Annotated in this window: 14 protein-coding genes; 9 read left to right on the forward strand and 5 right to left on the reverse strand. The window is 59.9% G+C overall.

From position 1 onward, the window contains the following. Positions 1–43: 43 nt before the first annotated feature. Positions 44–343, forward strand: a complete 300-nt coding sequence (locus tag MRX98_RS06225; protein WP_246904000.1) for a hypothetical protein — start codon at positions 44–46, stop codon at positions 341–343. An 11-nt stretch (positions 344–354) separates the two neighbouring features. Here MRX98_RS06225 and fliN read toward each other — a convergent pair whose 3' ends face one another. From fliN to MRX98_RS06245, 4 genes are all read right to left on the reverse strand, one after another. Beyond that, positions 355–1,722, reverse strand: a complete 1,368-nt coding sequence (fliN, locus tag MRX98_RS06230) for a flagellar motor switch protein FliN (RefSeq protein WP_246904002.1) — start codon at positions 1,720–1,722, stop codon at positions 355–357. Between the two features lie 320 nt (positions 1,723–2,042). Beyond that, on the reverse strand, positions 2,043–3,806 hold the full coding sequence (locus tag MRX98_RS06235; RefSeq protein ID WP_246904004.1) for a formate--tetrahydrofolate ligase: 1,764 nt from the start codon (positions 3,804–3,806) through the stop codon (positions 2,043–2,045). 240 nt (positions 3,807–4,046) lie between these two features. Then, complete coding sequence (locus MRX98_RS06240; RefSeq protein WP_246904006.1) at positions 4,047–6,044, reverse strand: ABC transporter ATP-binding protein; 1,998 nt, start codon at positions 6,042–6,044, stop codon at positions 4,047–4,049. Beyond that, complete coding sequence (locus MRX98_RS06245; protein WP_246904008.1) at positions 6,034–7,752, reverse strand: ABC transporter ATP-binding protein; 1,719 nt, start codon at positions 7,750–7,752, stop codon at positions 6,034–6,036. The genes MRX98_RS06240 and MRX98_RS06245 overlap by 11 nt, the downstream gene beginning before the upstream one ends. 127 nt (positions 7,753–7,879) lie before the next feature. Here MRX98_RS06245 and MRX98_RS06250 point away from each other — a divergent pair, with 127 nt between their 5' ends. The 8 genes from MRX98_RS06250 to MRX98_RS06285 all read left to right on the forward strand — a co-directional run bounded on the left by MRX98_RS06250 (position 7,880) and on the right by MRX98_RS06285 (position 15,762). After that, the gene (locus MRX98_RS06250; RefSeq protein ID WP_246904010.1) at positions 7,880–9,859 is read left to right on the forward strand and encodes a ribonuclease catalytic domain-containing protein; all 1,980 of its coding nucleotides are present in this window, start codon (positions 7,880–7,882) and stop codon (positions 9,857–9,859) included. 32 nt (positions 9,860–9,891) lie between these two features. Continuing rightward, complete coding sequence (locus MRX98_RS06255) at positions 9,892–10,455, forward strand: DUF2179 domain-containing protein (RefSeq protein ID WP_246904012.1); 564 nt, start codon at positions 9,892–9,894, stop codon at positions 10,453–10,455. A gap of 243 nt (positions 10,456–10,698) precedes the next feature. Continuing rightward, positions 10,699–11,121, forward strand: coding sequence for a response regulator (locus MRX98_RS06260; RefSeq protein WP_246904014.1), 423 nt, complete (start codon positions 10,699–10,701; stop codon positions 11,119–11,121). 42 nt (positions 11,122–11,163) lie between these two features. After that, positions 11,164–12,573 (forward strand): SLC13 family permease, encoded by a 1,410-nt coding sequence (locus MRX98_RS06265; RefSeq protein WP_246904016.1) that lies wholly within the window; start codon positions 11,164–11,166, stop codon positions 12,571–12,573. Between the two features lie 227 nt (positions 12,574–12,800). Then, the gene (locus tag MRX98_RS06270) at positions 12,801–13,352 is read left to right on the forward strand and encodes a CBS domain-containing protein (RefSeq protein WP_246904018.1); all 552 of its coding nucleotides are present in this window, start codon (positions 12,801–12,803) and stop codon (positions 13,350–13,352) included. 118 nt (positions 13,353–13,470) lie between these two features. After that, on the forward strand, positions 13,471–13,893 hold the full coding sequence (locus MRX98_RS06275) for a response regulator (RefSeq protein ID WP_246904311.1): 423 nt from the start codon (positions 13,471–13,473) through the stop codon (positions 13,891–13,893). A gap of 159 nt (positions 13,894–14,052) precedes the next feature. Beyond that, positions 14,053–15,459: an SLC13 family permease gene (locus MRX98_RS06280; protein ID WP_246904019.1), complete on the forward strand. Its 1,407-nt coding sequence runs from the start codon at positions 14,053–14,055 to the stop codon at positions 15,457–15,459. Between the two features lie 102 nt (positions 15,460–15,561). Beyond that, the gene (locus MRX98_RS06285) at positions 15,562–15,762 is read left to right on the forward strand and encodes a hypothetical protein (RefSeq protein WP_246904020.1); all 201 of its coding nucleotides are present in this window, start codon (positions 15,562–15,564) and stop codon (positions 15,760–15,762) included. Positions 15,763–15,772: 10 nt separating this feature from the next. Here the strand turns inward: MRX98_RS06285 and MRX98_RS06290 are convergent, their stop codons facing one another. After that, positions 15,773–16,240 (reverse strand): hotdog family protein, encoded by a 468-nt coding sequence (locus MRX98_RS06290; protein ID WP_246904021.1) that lies wholly within the window; start codon positions 16,238–16,240, stop codon positions 15,773–15,775. Positions 16,241–16,247: the final 7 nt, after the last annotated feature.

Here is a 16,247-nt window from a genome sequence, read left to right on the forward strand (position 1 = left end):
GGAACGACATTGTAATTGGAATCAATGAACGAGGGGATGGCGCATGACGGAGGAAAAGGTAATCGCAATCGAATCGCGCGGCGGGCCGTTGCACGTCATGCTGCGCAATGTTATGCGGATGGTGCCAAAAAAGGACCAGCACGATGTGGCATTGCAACGCATGTTGGCTTTTCGTCTGGGTATCGACGGGGAAAGCGCAACCCGCGAATACCTGATGCGTAGGATTCGGGACATGATCCAATGCCGCTACAACGGAAGCTTGTACGATTTTCTGTGCAATACCCAGGACAGCACCGGGACCATTCCCGCGAACCGCGGCACCGACCCACCGGAAAGCGCTTAGGGCTCGCGCGCCTATCGAAAACTCAACACCCGCTCCCGCCGGCTGACGATCTCCACGATGCGAATGCCGTATTTCTCCTTTTCCACCACCACCTCGCCCTTGGCGATCAGGGCGTCGTTGATCAAGATATCCACCGGCTCGCCTTCGAGCTGCACCAGTTCCACCACCGATCCCTGGCCCAGCTTGAGCACCTCCTGGATCCGTTGGTGTGTGCGGCCCAGCTCCACGGTCAGCTCCAGGGGGATCTCCTTGATCAGGCTCAGGTTGCGCAGCTCGTCATCCACCGCGGCCGCCGCTTCGCCTGCGTTCCCCGCGGCGTCCGCAATGGCCGACCCCTGTTGCCCATAACCGGCCTCCGCCGCGGCGGGATCGTCCCGCTTGATCCCCGCATCGACGATAATGGTGCTGCCGCCGCAGGAGAAGAGAAAACGTTGGGATTTGATGATGTTGAGCGCCTCGACACGGAAATCGAGGCCGTTGGTGATGGACGGGGTGGAGAGCACGCAGGAGAGTCCCGCATCCACGAAGGCGGACTTGAGGTTGCCGCCGATGATGTTGCTCATCTCGCGCAGCACATCGAACACCTCTTCGTCGCCCTCGATTTCATCCTCTTCCATCTGCAGCATGGCGGCGGTCATCTTGCGGGCGAAATCGTCGTTGACCTGAATGTTGAACAACCCCTGCACGTCGCCGGCAAAGGTGACCGTGCCCACGGTGCGTTTGTCTTCGCGGAAGCCCGGCGGCACCTCCTTGATGTTCTCCGTCTCCATGGAGAGCATGGTGTAGAACACGTCGATGACCGCGTTGATCACGGTGGTGGGGATATCCACCGAATTGATCTTGGCACGGATTTGATCGCTGTCGAGGCGATCCATGCCGGCGATTTCCGCCCGCGCGCCGATGTCCTCCTTGAGGGTGATCTCGACGATCAGCTCCTGCTTCTGGTGGCGGAAAATCCATCGGTGCAGATCCCCCATCTTGCTCGGCTCGATCTTGAAATCGGAACCCCGCGTAATGGATGGCGTGGAGATGACGCAGGCCAAATCGGCATCCAGAAAATCGCTTTTCAAATTGCCGGAAATGATGTTGGCCAATTCACCCAGCACATCCTTGATCTCTTCCTGGCTGTCGAGGGCATCCTCCTCCATGCCCAACATGGCACCGGTGATCTTGCCGGCGAAAGCCTGGCTGACATGCAGGCTCAGGGTGCCCACCACCTCCCCGGCAAAGTGCACGGCCCCGACCAGACGCTGTTCATTGAGGCCTTCGTCGGTCACCATGCCCACTTTGGCCAGGTCCATCTCCAGCATGGTTTCAAAGGTTTCGATCACGCAATTGGTGATCGCCTTTTCAACCGCGGTGATGCGAATCTTTTCCATCCAGGATCACCCCCGGCCGTCGGCGGCGCCGTGGCGCCCATGAACAGCCTTTGTCACATATTTGACGGGCCTGTCACGATCTTATCGCTTCCGCAACCGCGACATGCAGCCGGTTGTTGCACAGCCAACGGCCTTTGGGCCGCCGGCAGCGTCTCTCCACGAAACGTCACCTCGGTGGAATGCAAAATACCGGCCAAACCATCACGATGGGGTTCTGGGCAGAACGCAAGCAAGTGGGACGACCTGCCGTATGCACCATAAAAAAAACGCCCCGGCCAAAGCCGGGGCGTTGCACATGTTGTTTGTAAAATCGGTGATCTTTAGAACAGGCCGCTGACCTTGCCGGTTTCCGGATCGACGTCGATGCGGCGGAAGGCCGGGTTGGAGCCGGTGCCCGGCATCAGGCTGATGGTACCGGCGCAGGGGCAGAGGAACTTGGCGCCCGAGTAGATGAGCACGTCGCGGATGGGCAGCCGCCAGCCTTTGGGCACGCCCTTCTTGGTGGGATCGTGGCTCAGGCTGAGGTGGGTCTTGACCATCATGGTGGCGAAATCGGCATACTTGGGATCGTTTTCCAGGTATTCGGCCTTGGCGGTGGCTTCCGGTGACCAGTCCACACCGTCGGCGCCGTACACTTCCTTGGCGATTCTGTCGACGCGATCACGCAACTTCATCTCTACCGGGTAGAGGAAATCAAAGTCGTTGCCCGCCTCACAGGCATCGATGACGGCATCGGCGAACTCCAGAGCGCCTTCGCCGCCCTTTTCCCAGTGCTTGGACTCGGCGCAGCGGGCACCGGCGGCCTCGGCGGCCTTCTTGACCAGGTTCACTTCGGCATCGGTGTCGGTGTAGAAACGGTTGACGCACACCACGGGGTTGATGCCGGCCTTGCGGATCACGCCGATCATGTGCACCATGTTCTCGATGCCCTTTTCCACCAGGCCCAGGTTCTCCTTGGTGTAGGCCTCGTCCAGGGCCTTGCCGGGAACCACCTTGGGGCCGCCGCCGTGCATCTTCAGCGCGCGGATGGTGGCGGTGAGCACGGAGACGTGGGGTTTCAGCCCGGAGAAGCGGCACTTGACGTTCCAGAACTTCTCGAAACCGATGTCGGCGGCGAAGCCGGACTCGGTGACGTGGTAATCGAACAGTTTCAGGCCGACGCGGTCGGCGATGATGGAGCTCTGACCCACGGCGATGTTGGCGAAGGGGCCGGCGTGCACGAAGCAGGGCTGGTATTCGGCGGTGCACATCAGGGTGGGGTTGATGGTGTTGCGCATGAAGGCCGCCATGGCATTGCCCACTTCCAGGTCGCGACAGGTGACCGGTTTGCCGCTCTTGTCGAAGGCCACGGTGATGTTGTTGATGCGCTCTTTGAGGTCGGCCAGGTCGGTGGCCACGGAGAGGATCGCCATCAGCTCGGAACCCACGGCGATGCCGAACTTGGATTGCATGGTGAAACCGTCGGTGCGGCCGCCGAGGCCGATGACGATGTTGCGCAGGGCCTGGGCGCAAAAGTCGATGATCCAGCCCAACTCCACGCGGGTGGGGTCGATGTCCAGGCGGCGCATGCCGGTGAGCCGTTTCAGCTGCTCATCGTTGTAGTTGCGCTCGTGCTGCATGCGGGCGGTCATGGCCACCATGCCCAGGTTGTGGGCGTTCATGATGTCGTTGATGTCGCCGGTGAGTCCCAGGGAGAACTCGGTCATGGGAATCAGCAGGGAGTTGCCGCCGCCGGCCGCGGTGCCCTTGACGTTCATGGTGGGGCCGCCCGAAGGCTGACGCAGGGCGCCGCCGACGTTCTTGCCGCGCATGCCCAGACCTTCCATCAAACCAACGGATGTGGTGCTCTTGCCTTCGCCCAGGGGGGTCGGGGTGATGGCGGTCACTTCGATGTACTTGCCGTCCGGTTTGTCTTGCATGCGATTGATGATCTTGAGAAAGTCGACCTTGGACAGACGGCCCATGGGCAGCATCTCGTCCGCTTGCAGGCCAAGTTTGTCACGCCAATCGTCGGGCGTGGGCATGTTCTTTTCCGCCTCTTCGGAAATCTGCCAGTCGGCCATTTTTGTCGCATCGTAAGCCATCGATTCAACCTCCTTGTCGGTTTTTTAAGTGGCATGCGCGGTGCATGCTGTGAAAAGTGCGAACAGTTTTCGGCTCGTGCGGGCACTGCGCGGACCGTCCTGCCATCCGCGCCTGAACCGGGTGAACCAAAGGGTTCCCGAATGGATAAATGCTTGGCGCTATTACCACGGGGAAGCGGTGCTTTGCAAGTCTAAACGGTTGATTCGGGGTTGTTTCTGAACCGGATTCATGCCATCCGTTCAATCCGCTGCGCGTTTCTCCTCTTGCCGGTGCAGGCGCCAGTAGAGGCCGCGGCGCTCCATGAGCTGCCGGTGATCGCCCGCTTCGGCCACCCGCCCCTGGTGCAGCACCAGGATCCGATCGGCGCTGCGGGCCGTGGAGAGCCGGTGGGCCACCAATACGCAGGTACGGCCGGCGATCAGGTTGTGCAAGGCCTTGTGAATGACCGCTTCGGTTTGGGAATCGATGTAGGAGGTGGCTTCGTCCAGCAGGATCAACTGGGCGTCCCGTGCCAAGGCGCGAGCGATGGTGATCAGTTGACGCTCTCCGCTGGAAAGGGATGCGCCCCCTTTTTCCAGGTGCGTGTCCAACCCCAGGGGCAGCCGCTGCACCAGCGCCTCGCAGTGGGCGGCCTGCAGAATGCGGGTGACGGTGGCCTCATCCGCTTGATCGGGGCGGGCGAAAATGTTTTCGCGCAAGGTGGCGGAAAAGAGCACCGGCTCCTGGGTCACCAGGGCTGTCATGCCACGCAGCCGGCGGATGTCCCAATGGCGCAGGTCCACGCCGTTGATGCGGATACGGCCGCTATCGGGATCGTAAAAGCGTTGCAGCAGGTTCAAAACGCTGGTTTTGCCCGCGCCGGTGGGCCCCACCAGGGCGACGGTTTGCCCCTGCTGCGCGGTGAAGGAAACCTCCCGCAACACCGGCTCACCCGGTGTGTAGGCAAAGGAGACCCGTTCCAGGGCGATGGACTGCAAACGGTCCTTGCGCGGATCTTGGGCATCGAGGGCCTCGGCCGGACGGGGCAAGCGGGTATCGGTGTCCAGCAGGCTGAAAATACGCTCCGCCGAAGCCATGGCGTTTTGCAGGATGTTGTAGTTTTCCGCCAGGTCCCGAATGGGGCGAAAGAACATGCGCACATAGGTCAACGCCGCCACCAGCACGCCCAGGCTGACCCGGTTGTCCAGCACCTGCAGGCCGCCGAACAGCACCAGCACCGCCAAGGCCAGGAGCCCCAGCACCTCGATCAGGGGCATGAAGAGGGCGAAGACGTGGATTTCCCGCATGCCCAGACGCAGGGTCTCGTTGTTGAGGTCGGCAAAGCGGGCGAAGTTGCGCTCTTGCCTTCCAAAAGTTTGAATGGTGCGGATGCCTTCGATGGTTTCGGCCATGTGGCCGTTGATCTGGGCCACCTTGACCCGCAAGGCGCGGAAAACCTCCCGGGCCCTGCGCGAAAAGCGAACCGCGGCCCACACCACCACCGGCAGCAGGGCGAACACCGCCAATGCGATCCGCCAATTCAGCGCCAGCAGCACCGCGGCGATGCCCAGCAGCATGAAGATGTCCCGGAACACCATGGAGGCAAAGGTAGTGAACAGCTCGTGCATGTTCTGCACATCGTTGGTCATGCGGGTCACCAGTCGGGCAACCGGCTGCCGGGTGAAAAAGGTCAGGCGCTGCTGTTGTATGTGTTCGAAAAGGCGCATGCGCAGATCGTGCATCACCCGATGGCCGGCCCGCTCCATGATCACCCGCTGCAAGAAAGTGAAAGCGAAATCGGCCACCACCAGAACAAGCAAAAACAGCACCACCCATCCCAAACCGGTGATCTGATCCTGGCGCAGCCGTCGCAGGTCCTCTGCGGGCAACCGCGCCAGGTCGGCATAGGCGATCCGGGCCGCCGCCGCGCGGCGTTCGAACAGGTGATCGAACCGCTCCACCACCTGGCGCACCTGTTCCCGGCGCAGATCCACCGTCAGATAGCGACGCTCATCCGCCATCTCCTGATCCGGCCATGGTGTGGTGTGCGCCGGAACGGGAACAATGTAGCGATCGATGGCCACCTTGCTCAGATACGGCAGGGTCAGGTTGATCAAGGTCATCATCAGCACCAGGGTCACCGAACCGATGAGCAGCCGGCGGTAGGGCCGCAACAGGGGCAACAGCCGTTTGAGCAGTCCCAGGTCCCGTGGTTTGCCCAGCAGGCCCTCTTCGATGTAGCCGTAATCACCCCGCATGGTTCAGCTCCTGCAACCCATGGACCCGGGTATAATAGCCTCGGCCGGCCATCAGTTGCGCATGGCTGCCCATCTCCGCGATGCGGCCCCCCTCCAGAGAGACGATGGTGTCGGCAAAGCGTACGGCGGCCAGCCGGTGGGAGGCCACCAGGATGGTTTTGCGACCGGCCATGCGGCGCAGGGCGGCCACGATAACGGCGGCGGTTGCGGTGTCCACCTGGCTGATGGGATCGTCCAGCAACAGGATGGGCGCGTCCCTGAGAAAGGCCCGGGCCAGGGCGATGCGCTGTTTCTGTCCGCCGGAGAGCATCACCCCCCTCTCGCCCACCACCGTCTCCAACCCGGCGGGCAGGTGGACCACGGTTCCGGTCAGGCCGGCGTCGGCCAGAATCTGGTCCAGATCATGGCGACCCTCGTCGCCGGCACCGAAAAGAATGTTGTCGCGCACGGTGCCGGCGAAGATGAAGGGCTCCTGGGGTACATAGGCGACCTGCCGGCGCAGATCGGCCAGGCGCACGGTGCGCACATCTTGGCCGTCGACGGTCACCCGGCCCCCCGTGACATCGTAGAGCCGGGGCACCAGAGAAAGCAGGGTGCTTTTGCCGCTGCCCGGCGGTCCCACAAGCCCCAACACGTGTCCGGCCGGCACGCTCACATCCAGGTCGGTCAAAACGGTCTGACCGCCTTGCCCATCATAGGCGAAGCGCACCTTCTCGAAAGCGATGCGTCCGGTCACCGCAGGCAGGGGCCGGGCATCCGGCGCGTCGCGGATGTCGGGCGTACGCGCCATGATCCGCTGCAGCCGCACCAAGGAGGCGCCGCCGCGCTGGATCAGGTTGGTCACCCACCCCAAGGCCATCATGGGCCAGGAAAGCAAGTTGAGATAACTGATGAAGGCCACCAGGTCACCGGGGGTGATTTCGGCCAGAATGGTGCGCCGGCCGCCGAAGTAGAGCACGATGGCCAGGCTCAGGTTGGTCATCAACATCATGAAGGGAAAAAAGAAAGCGGTCAGCCCCACCAGGCGCATGTTCTGGTCCACGTGGGCCCGGGAGGCCCCTTTCACGGCCGAACGGGCGGCCGCTTCCGTGTTGTGGGCCTTGATGATGTGAATGCCCGCGATCCGCTCCCGCATGGCCTCGGTCATATCGCCGAAGGCGGCCTGCACCTGCTGATAGCGTTGGTGCATGCGACGCCCCAGCAGCCGGGCACCGATCACGATGAACGGCATGGGAATCAGCACGTACAAGGTGAGTTGCACATGGATGTAGAGCATGAAGCCGATGGCGGCGGCCCCCAACAGCACGGCGTCGTTGAGTGCCACCAACCCCATGCCGGCGGCCATGCGCACCTGCTGCACATCATTGGTGGCGTGGGCCATGAGTTCACCGGTGCGCGTGTGATCGAAATAGCCGGCCGAAAGGGTCTGGATGTGGCCGAAGAGCCGCTCCCGCAGCCGCGCCTCCAGGTAGCGGGCGTTGCCCAACAGACAGCGGCGCCATATATAGCGAAAGAGGCCGATCAATACGCCCATGACCGCGATGGTGGCGGCGTGTCTCAGCAGCACCGCCCCGTCGGCGCGCAACAGGGTCAAATCGTCCACGGCCCACTTGATCACCCGCGGCACCATCAATTGCAGCAAATCCACCAGGATCAACGACCCCAAACCGGCGGCAATGGTCCACCGGTGGGTTTTGAAATGGGGCATTATTAAATCACGCGGGCGCATCATGGCCGAATACCATAAGACCTTCCAGGGGGACGGTCAATTGACTTTAACAGGGGCGGTTGTTAAGAGGGAAGTTGACGCAAATCCCAAGCGGCGAAGGATCTACATGGAAGCCGGCCAACTTGTTGAGTTCATCGATAGCCAGAAAATTTTCTGCGCCGTTGTGCTGGAGAGCAAAGGGTTGCGGTTGCGGCTGCTGAACGAAAACAATCGTGAGGTGAAACTGTCGGCCGCGCGCCTGAGCCACCGGTCCAAAGTCCGCCTGGACCCCGCCCAGGGGCGGGACAAGCTGGTGACCCAGCTCAAGGCCATCGCCGCCAAGCGCCGGGAGATGAGCCGCCAGGTGGATATCCCGACCCTCTGGGAGGTGCTGCAGGACACGGGTGAGTGGATCGATCTGCCCACCATGACCGCCTTCTGTTTTCCCGAACAGCCCAACGGCGATCACGAAGCGGCGGTGATCCGTGCCTTTTTCAACGACCGGCGCTACTTCAAGTTCACCCCCGAGCAGTTCTTGCCCCATCCGGCCCGCAAGGTGGAACAGATCAAGGCCCAGCGCGAAGCCCAAGCCCATCGGGAGCGACTTGTGGAGCAGGGCGGAGCGTGGCTGCAACAGGTACTCAAGGACCAGAAGGGTTCCCCGCCGGCGGCGGCCGACGAGATCGTCACCATCCTCAAGGGGTACTGCCTCCATGAGAAGGAGAGTCCCGACCAAGAGACGGCGCGGGCCATCCTGAAGCGGGCCGGTGCCCATGCGCCGTCGGCCATCTTCACCTTCATGGTCAAGATCGGCCGGTGGCACCCGGACGAGAACCTGGACCTGCTGCGCCACGGGCTGGGCGCGCCCTTGCCGCCTGCCGTGGAACAACACGCCGCCGCACTGTGCGCCCATCCGCCCGCCATCGAAACGCAGCGGCGGGATTTACGGGAGCTGTCCCTTTTCACCATCGACGGCCCCACGACCCTGGATTTCGATGACGCCTTGAGCATCGAACCAATGGGCGATCACCACCGCGTGGGCATCCACATCATCGATGTGGGCCATTACGTGGCCAAAGCAGACCCCATCGACCAGGAGGCCGCCGGCAGGGCCAGCTCCATCTACATGCCCGACCGCCGCATCGCCATGCTGCCCGAATGCCTGGCCCTGGAGGCATGCAGTCTCAAAGCCGGCCAGGAGCGGCCGGCCATCAGCACCCTGGTAACGCTCAACGGACGGGGCGAGGTGTTGGATTACGACATCGTGCCCAGCCGCATCCGGGTCACCCGCAACCTCACCTTCGCGGCGGTGGACGAGCGCCTGGCCGCAGATCCCGCCCTCGGCGCGCTGCTGGCCATGGCCCGCGGTTACCGCGATCAACGGCTGGACAACGGCGCCATGACCATCCGCCTGCCGGAGATCAATCTCTGGCTGAACGACGACGCACAGCCGGAGATAGCGCGCATCGACGGCGAAAGCCCCTCCCACCTGCTGGTCAGCGAGATGATGATCCTGGCCAATGACCTGGCGGCCCGTTTTCTGACCCAACGGCAACTGCCGGCGATCTTTCGCGCCCAGGGGGAACCGCGGGAACGTCTGTTCAACCGAGAGGAAGGCACCCTTTTCCAGCACTGGATGCAGCGCAAGCAGCTCAGCCGGTTCTCCCTGGCAAACAGCCCCGAACCCCACTCCGGGTTGGGTCTGTCGGCCTACGTCACCGCCACTTCCCCCATTCGCAAATTTTACGACCTGGTCACCCAGCGCCAGTTGCGCGCCGCCCTTGGGCTGGAAGCGCCTTACGCCACCGAAGAGATCGATTTCATCATCGCCGCCCTGGCCGAACCCATGGGGCTGGTGGGACGCATCCAGTTCCAGCGCCAGCGGTATTGGCTGCTCAAATATTTGGAAAAGCGGATCGGCGCCAAATACGAAGCCGTCGTGCTCAACAAGATCCGCGACAGTTACGCCATTTTGTTGCCTGACTTACTGATCGAGTGTCTGTTGTCGGGGGCCGAGGGGGTCAACCTCAAGCCCGAGGACCGGATTCAGGTCACCATCCAGCACGTCCATGCGCGCAACGATGTGCTGACCGTTTTCTTGAGCTGACATCCGCAACCGCAAGGAGGCCGTGAACCGTCATGTTCGACAGCGCCGTTCTGGTCACCGGTATGATTGTCTTTGTGGCCCGCATCTGCGATGTGGCCATCGGTACCGTCCGCACCATCGTCACGGTGCAGGGCCGCACCGTAATCGCCTTTTTCCTGGCCTTCGTAGAGATCGTGATCTGGGTTCTGGTGGCCAGTGCGGTCCTCAACCAGGTGCGCGAGCAGCCGCTGCTGGTGGTATTCTACGCCCTGGGGTACGCCACCGGCAATGTGATGGGGATTGTGGTCGAACGGAAACTGGCCTTCGGGCTGATCATCCTGCGCGTCATCTCGCGCAACGCCGGCCAGATCCTGGCCGCCACCCTGCGCGCCAAAGGTCAGCCGGTGACCGTCTTCCACGGCGAAGGCATGAGCGGTCCGGTGGATGAGCTGTACATCGCCTGCCGCCGGCGCGACCTCAAGTGGCTGATCACCGATGTGAGCGAAACCGATCCCAACGCCTTCTACGTCATCGAGCAGGCGCGGGATGTCAGCAAGGTGCTGCGACCGGTCCATACCCCCCTGGGCGGCTGGCGCACCCCCAACAAGCGCAAATAGAAGACCGCGAAAACCTTTGGCGCTTTACGGTTTGTAAAGAGATTTGACACACAGACCGGCTCCGGAAAATTCTTTAATCCCCTGACAGCAAACAATTTCATGAGGTTATCTCACCAGCCGCACCAGTTCTTGGCAGGCATGTGTCTTGCTTAAGGGTGAACTGGCTTAATCGTACGGCGCGGCCCGATCCTGGCGTGCAATGGAAATAGAAACACAACAAAGGCAGGCGGAAGAATGGTTACAATGGTCAAAATGCGAATGATGCTCGTCGATGATGAAGAACGTTTTCTCCAAACCACCCGGAAACTGTTGGCCAAGCATGGGCACGACGTCATCACGGCCTCCAGCGGCGAAGAGTGCCTGCAAAAACTGACGAGCGAGCTGGTGCATGTAGTGATCCTGGATGTAAAAATGCCCGGCATGGATGGTGTGGCGACCCTCAAACAGATCAAACAGCGGCACCCATTGGTGGAGGTGATCATGCTCACCGGCCATGCGACCGCCGAATCGGCCGTGGAAGGCCTTAAATCGGGGGCCACCGATTACCTGGTCAAACCGGCCGATATCGAGACACTCACCCTCAAAGCGCAAGAGGCCTTCAATCGAAGAATGGAACTGGAAAACAAAATCCAATTGGCCGAAGCATTGAAAAAATCCACTATTTAAATCAACTATCTATCTAATAGATGCTTCCGTAACAGGTGCCCCATGGCTGAAATCGAATCGCAGAACCAAAATGCAACCCCTCGTTCCATAATCATTAAGGCGACCATAGCCCTGGTCTTGGGCATTCTGGTCATCATGCTCCCGCGCCCCGACAATTTGACCCCCGAGGGGCATCGATTGCTGGCATTGTTGACCACGGTGGTGCTGCTGTGGGTCTTTGAAGCGGTGCCCATCGGGGTCACCGCTTTACTGGCGGGTGCGGGATTGATATTGTTGAAAATTCAAACCGCTCAGAGCGCGTGGGCCCCCTTCGCCAGCCCCGCGGTGATGTTTGTATTGATGATTATCATGTTCGGCGTGGTACTCAACGAAGTCGGCCTGGCCAACCGGATGATGTTTTACCTGCTCAAATTCGCCGGTACCCGCGTCAAACGACTGAGCCTGATTCTGGCGGTGGGCTGCACCATCACCTCCACTATCTTCCATGACGCCACCATCACCGTGATCATGGTCTTCGCCTTCGTCCCGGTCTTCATGAGCATGGGCCTCAAACCGGGCATGGGCCATCGATTGCCCACCTTCTTTTTCCTGTTGATCCCCCTGTCCGCCTCGGCAGGCGGGTTCGGCACCCTTCTCGGTGGGGGGCGCAATCCCCTCGCCCTCGAGATATTGTCCAAATTCAGTGACGGCGCCATCAAGATCGGATTTTTGGAATACATTCTGATCCAGTTCCCCATCTGCATCCTGACCGCGGTGGCCACCTGGGCCATTTTGTGGGTTTTGTTCCGCCCCAAGGAAAAAGAGCTGATCGGTATCCAGCTCAGCGATCCGGGCCCCATGACCGGCAAGGAGTTGGGTGTTTTGATAGTGTTCAGCGCAACCTTCGTCCTCTGGTTCATGGGCGATCTGACCGGTTGGCATTACAGTATCCCGGCGGCCATCGCCCTGCTCGGATTTTGCGCCCCGGGGTGGGTCAGTTTCCGAACCATCTGCGACAAATTCCCCTGGGAATCCTGGATCGTGTTCGGTGCAGGGGTTTCCCTGGGGGTTTCCATGCTGGACAGTGGAGCCGGACGCTATCTGGCCGAAACGCTGCTGCCCCTGTTGGATGGTCGTCCCACCATTGTGGTGTATTACGGCATCGGCCTTTTTGGCTCGGTGTTGTCCAGCATGATGAGCAACTCCGCGGCCGTGGCGTTGATGCTGCCCATCGTCCTGCCCATGGCCGACATGATGGAGATGTCCCCCCAGGCGGTGGCGATGCTCGCCCCCATGACCACCTCGTTCATCATGCTGGTGATCGGCTGCCCGCCCACCATCATCGCCTACAGCACAGGCTACTTCAGCCAAAAGGACTTCATTAAGATCGCGATTCCATGGTGCTTGATCCTTCTCTTGATCTGCACCGTCAGCGTAATGATTTACTGGCCGTTGATCGGTTTTGTAAAGTAGCCGCAAAGACGTAATGCGGCACGAAAGGGTCACGGCAGGCGGCCGTCACCCTTTCGTGCCGCATTGCGTTTTGATTTGTACCGGCGTGCGGTCCACCATTTAAGGAAGACCAATTAAAGAAGACCAAATGAATCATGCCGGTCGATTGTAATTGTCAGTGGTTATGCACTTTGATATAAGAATAGGCCTTTTTCCAGCCGAATTGCCAATAAACAAAGGAGGCGACCATGCAAGCCATCAAAGTTAAAGAGATAATGGTACCACTCAAGGATTACGCCACGGTTTCCGAGAATGCCACCATGTTCGATGCGGTGCTTGCCCTGGAGGCGGCGCAAGCTGAATTCGACCAAAGCCGCTATCGTCATCGGGCTGTCTTGGTTTATAACGACCAAAATCAAATCGTCGGTAAAATCAGCCAATTGGATCTTCTCAAGGCCCTTGAGCCCAAATACGATCAAATCCTGAACACAACCAAACTCTCCCGCACCGGTTACAGCCTCGATTACATCAAATCCCTCTCCCACACCGAGTTCTGGGACAAACCATTGAACGACATCTGCAGAAAAGCCGCGGACCTGCATGTCAAGCGGTTCATGTACACACCGGATGAGGAAGAGTTCATCGAAGAAAATGCCGAGCTCAACGAAGCGGTGCACCAGTTGATCGTTGGTCGGCACCATTCCCTGCTGGTGACCCGCGGCAAGGAGATTGTGGGCGTCCTGCGCTTGACCGATGTGTTCAAATTGGTCTGCGAACGCATCAAGGCATGTAAAATCTGATCGCCCACTATTTCGAGACCAACTGTTGCGCAAGGACCGGCCCGTCTTTAAAGAGGAATTCCGAAAACCGGAATTGCGATACTTCATATGAATCGAAAGGAGGACCGGCATGGTAACGATGGTGAAAATGCGAATCATGCTCGTCGATGACGAGGAGCGGTTTCTGCAGACCACCCAAAAGCTACTCGCCAAACAAGGCCATGAGGCCATTGTCGCCACCAGCGGTTCCGAATGTTTGGAAAAGCTGAAGCATGAGTTGGTGCATGTGGTGATACTGGACGTCAAAATGCCCGGTATGGACGGAGTGGAAACCTTGAAACGGATCAAACAGCGGTTCCCGATGGTGGAAGTGATCATGCTCACGGGTCATGCCACCGCGGAATCGGCCGTTGAAGGTTTGAAATCGGGCGCCTCCGACTACCTGGTCAAACCCGCCGACGTCGAGGTGCTGATCGGCAAGGCGGAGGAGGCCTTTCAAAGAAGAATGGCCTTGGAGAGCAAGATTCAAACGGCCGAAGCGTTGAAAATGGCATCTATTTAGTAAACCCACATTTCCCAGAAAAAAGGCAGGTGCGCATGAAACAAAACCCTTCCCCCCAATGTTTTCAGGCACCATCCTCAAGCGTCATCGCCGGTCCTCAAATCAGACTGCATTCAGGATAACAATAACATTTCTACTGGAAAGGTAGGTTAAGGATCCATGGCAGAAATAGCATCCACTCCGCAGGAAATCAGCGCCAAATCCATCATTATAAAAGCGGCCATTGCTCTTGTCCTGGGCATCCTGGTGATGTTGCTGCCCCGACCGGACAATCTGACCCCCGAAGGACAACGCCTGTTGGCGCTATTGACCGTGGTGGTCATTCTCTGGGTGACCGAAGCGGTCCCCATCGGTGTCACCGCCCTTCTGGCGGGCGCCGGCCTGATCCTCCTGAACATACAAACCGCCCAAAGCGCCTGGGCGCCCTTCGCCAGTCCTGCCGTAATGTTCGTTCTGATGATCATCATGTTCGGCGTGGTCCTCAGTGAGGTAGGCCTGGCCAATCGCGTGGTATATTATCTGATCAAGTTTGCAGGCATTAAAATCAAAAGGTTGAGCCTGATCCTGGCGGTGGGTTGCACCATCACCTCCTCTATTTTTCATGATGCCACCATCACCGTGATCATGGTTTTCGCCTTTGTTCCGGTATTCATGAGCATGGGTTTCAAGCCCGGCATGGGCCACCGGCTGCCTATGTTTTTCTTCACGTTGATTCCCCTTTCGGCATCGGCCGGCGGATTCGGCACCCTGCTCGGCGGCGGCCGCAATCCACTGGCCCTTGAAATTCTGCAAACCTTCAGCCAAGGCAAACTCAAGATCGGTTTCATGGAATATATTCTGATTCAATTCCCGATCTGCATCGTGACAGCATTGGCCACATGGGGGGTGTTGTGGCTGCTGTTCCGTCCCAAGGAAAAAGAGTTGAAAGGCATCGAACTGGCCGATCCGGGTCCCATGAGCGGCCCGGAATGGGGCGTGCTGATCGTGTTTGCATTCACCTTCGTGCTGTGGTTCATGGGGGATCTTACAGGCTGGCACTACAGCATTCCGGCCGCTTTCGCCTTGCTCGGCTTCTGCGCACCCGGATGGATTTCCTTCCGCACCATTTGCGACAAATTTCCCTGGGAGTCCTGGATTGTATTCGGCGCCGGGGTTTCCCTGGGGGTTTCCATGCTGGAAAGCGGCGCGGGCCGTTTCCTCGCCGAAACCTTCCTTCCGGTACTCGACGGGCAACCGGTTTTTCTGGTCTACTACGGCTTCGCTTTCTTCGGCTCCTTTCTTTCCAGTTTGATGAGCAATTCGGCCGCCGTCGCCCTGATGCTGCCCATCACCCTTCCGATGGCCGAGCTGATGGAGATGTCTCCCCAATCCGTCGCCATGCTGGCACCCATGACCACCTCCTTCATCATGTTGGTGATCGGTTGCCCGCCCACCATCATCGCTTACAGCACCGGTTATTTCAGCCAGACCGATTTTATCAAAGTCGCCGTGCCCTGGTGCTTGATCCTTTTATTGGTATGCGTGGTCAGTGTGATGGTGTATTGGCCATTGATCGGGTTCGTATAATCGATTATTCAGCCATGGTGGGGCGGGGCTTGCAATGCCCGCCCCGTTTTGCGCTTCGCCGCAAATGGGTCGCGGTCATCTTCACTTAGGGAGCCGAACAGTATGACCAAAACATCCCATGACCCGGAGTCCGACCTGGAACAACGCTCGCAACCGATCAAACCCATGCACCATCTGCCACGGGGAAAAAACACCTGGAACCCCAAGATCATCCGGCAATGGTGGTTCTGGCCGGCCGCCGCGGCGGCACTTTATGTGTTGTATTATGTGTACCCTCTCGTTTGGGATTGGTTGGCCGGCTGATTCCCGGGTGTCAGAGCGCAGTGATGCCGCTGAAGGGACTTTGCTCCGCCTGCAACACCTGCAGATGGACTTCGGCGAGGGGTGTGCCGTCGGCCATGGTCACTGCGGCGGCGATTTCCGTATAAAGATCCATGGCCAAGCGCGCCTCGGCCCGAATGGTGAGGGTTGCACCCAGAGGAATCGATGCCCTCGCGAAGCGGGCCCGCTTGACCCCCACCAGCCAGCCCTTGGCCCCTGACTTGCCGGCTGCCGGTTGGGCTTGTGCGTGCCACCCGATAAAAATGCCGGCCGCCTGGGCGGCCACCTCGACGAGCACCAGGGCCGACACTTCCCGTCCCGCCACCATGGGCCAGTGGGGCCGCGTCGTGGCCCGTACCAGCGCATGGTGGCCATCCACAGCCACCACCTGCTCGATCATCCGCATGCCCTCGCCATGGGGCAACAATCGACCGATATCGCAGGCAACGTCATCCGGCATCTGCTCG

The organism is Desulfatitalea alkaliphila, assembly GCF_022968795.1.
GTDB lineage: Bacteria > Desulfobacterota > Desulfobacteria > Desulfobacterales > Desulfosarcinaceae > Desulfatitalea > Desulfatitalea alkaliphila.

Bases quoted from the DNA above. Each gene is read 5' to 3' on its own strand.
- MRX98_RS06225 (WP_246904000.1), top strand. From the start codon at position 44: ATGACGGAGGAAAAGGTAATCGCAATCGAATCGCGCGGCGGGCCGTTG.
- fliN (WP_246904002.1), bottom strand. From the start codon at position 1,722: ATGGAAAAGATTCGCATCACCGCGGTTGAAAAGGCGATCACCAATTGC.
- MRX98_RS06235 (WP_246904004.1), bottom strand. From the start codon at position 3,806: ATGGCTTACGATGCGACAAAAATGGCCGACTGGCAGATTTCCGAAGAG.
- MRX98_RS06240 (WP_246904006.1), bottom strand. From the start codon at position 6,044: ATGCGGGGTGATTACGGCTACATCGAAGAGGGCCTGCTGGGCAAACCA.
- MRX98_RS06245 (WP_246904008.1), bottom strand. From the start codon at position 7,752: ATGCCCCATTTCAAAACCCACCGGTGGACCATTGCCGCCGGTTTGGGG.
- MRX98_RS06250 (WP_246904010.1), top strand. From the start codon at position 7,880: ATGGAAGCCGGCCAACTTGTTGAGTTCATCGATAGCCAGAAAATTTTC.
- MRX98_RS06255 (WP_246904012.1), top strand. From the start codon at position 9,892: ATGTTCGACAGCGCCGTTCTGGTCACCGGTATGATTGTCTTTGTGGCC.
- MRX98_RS06260 (WP_246904014.1), top strand. From the start codon at position 10,699: ATGGTCAAAATGCGAATGATGCTCGTCGATGATGAAGAACGTTTTCTC.
- MRX98_RS06265 (WP_246904016.1), top strand. From the start codon at position 11,164: ATGGCTGAAATCGAATCGCAGAACCAAAATGCAACCCCTCGTTCCATA.
- MRX98_RS06270 (WP_246904018.1), top strand. From the start codon at position 12,801: ATGCAAGCCATCAAAGTTAAAGAGATAATGGTACCACTCAAGGATTAC.
- MRX98_RS06275 (WP_246904311.1), top strand. From the start codon at position 13,471: ATGGTGAAAATGCGAATCATGCTCGTCGATGACGAGGAGCGGTTTCTG.
- MRX98_RS06280 (WP_246904019.1), top strand. From the start codon at position 14,053: ATGGCAGAAATAGCATCCACTCCGCAGGAAATCAGCGCCAAATCCATC.
- MRX98_RS06285 (WP_246904020.1), top strand. From the start codon at position 15,562: ATGACCAAAACATCCCATGACCCGGAGTCCGACCTGGAACAACGCTCG.
- MRX98_RS06290 (WP_246904021.1), bottom strand. From the start codon at position 16,240: ATGCCGGATGACGTTGCCTGCGATATCGGTCGATTGTTGCCCCATGGC.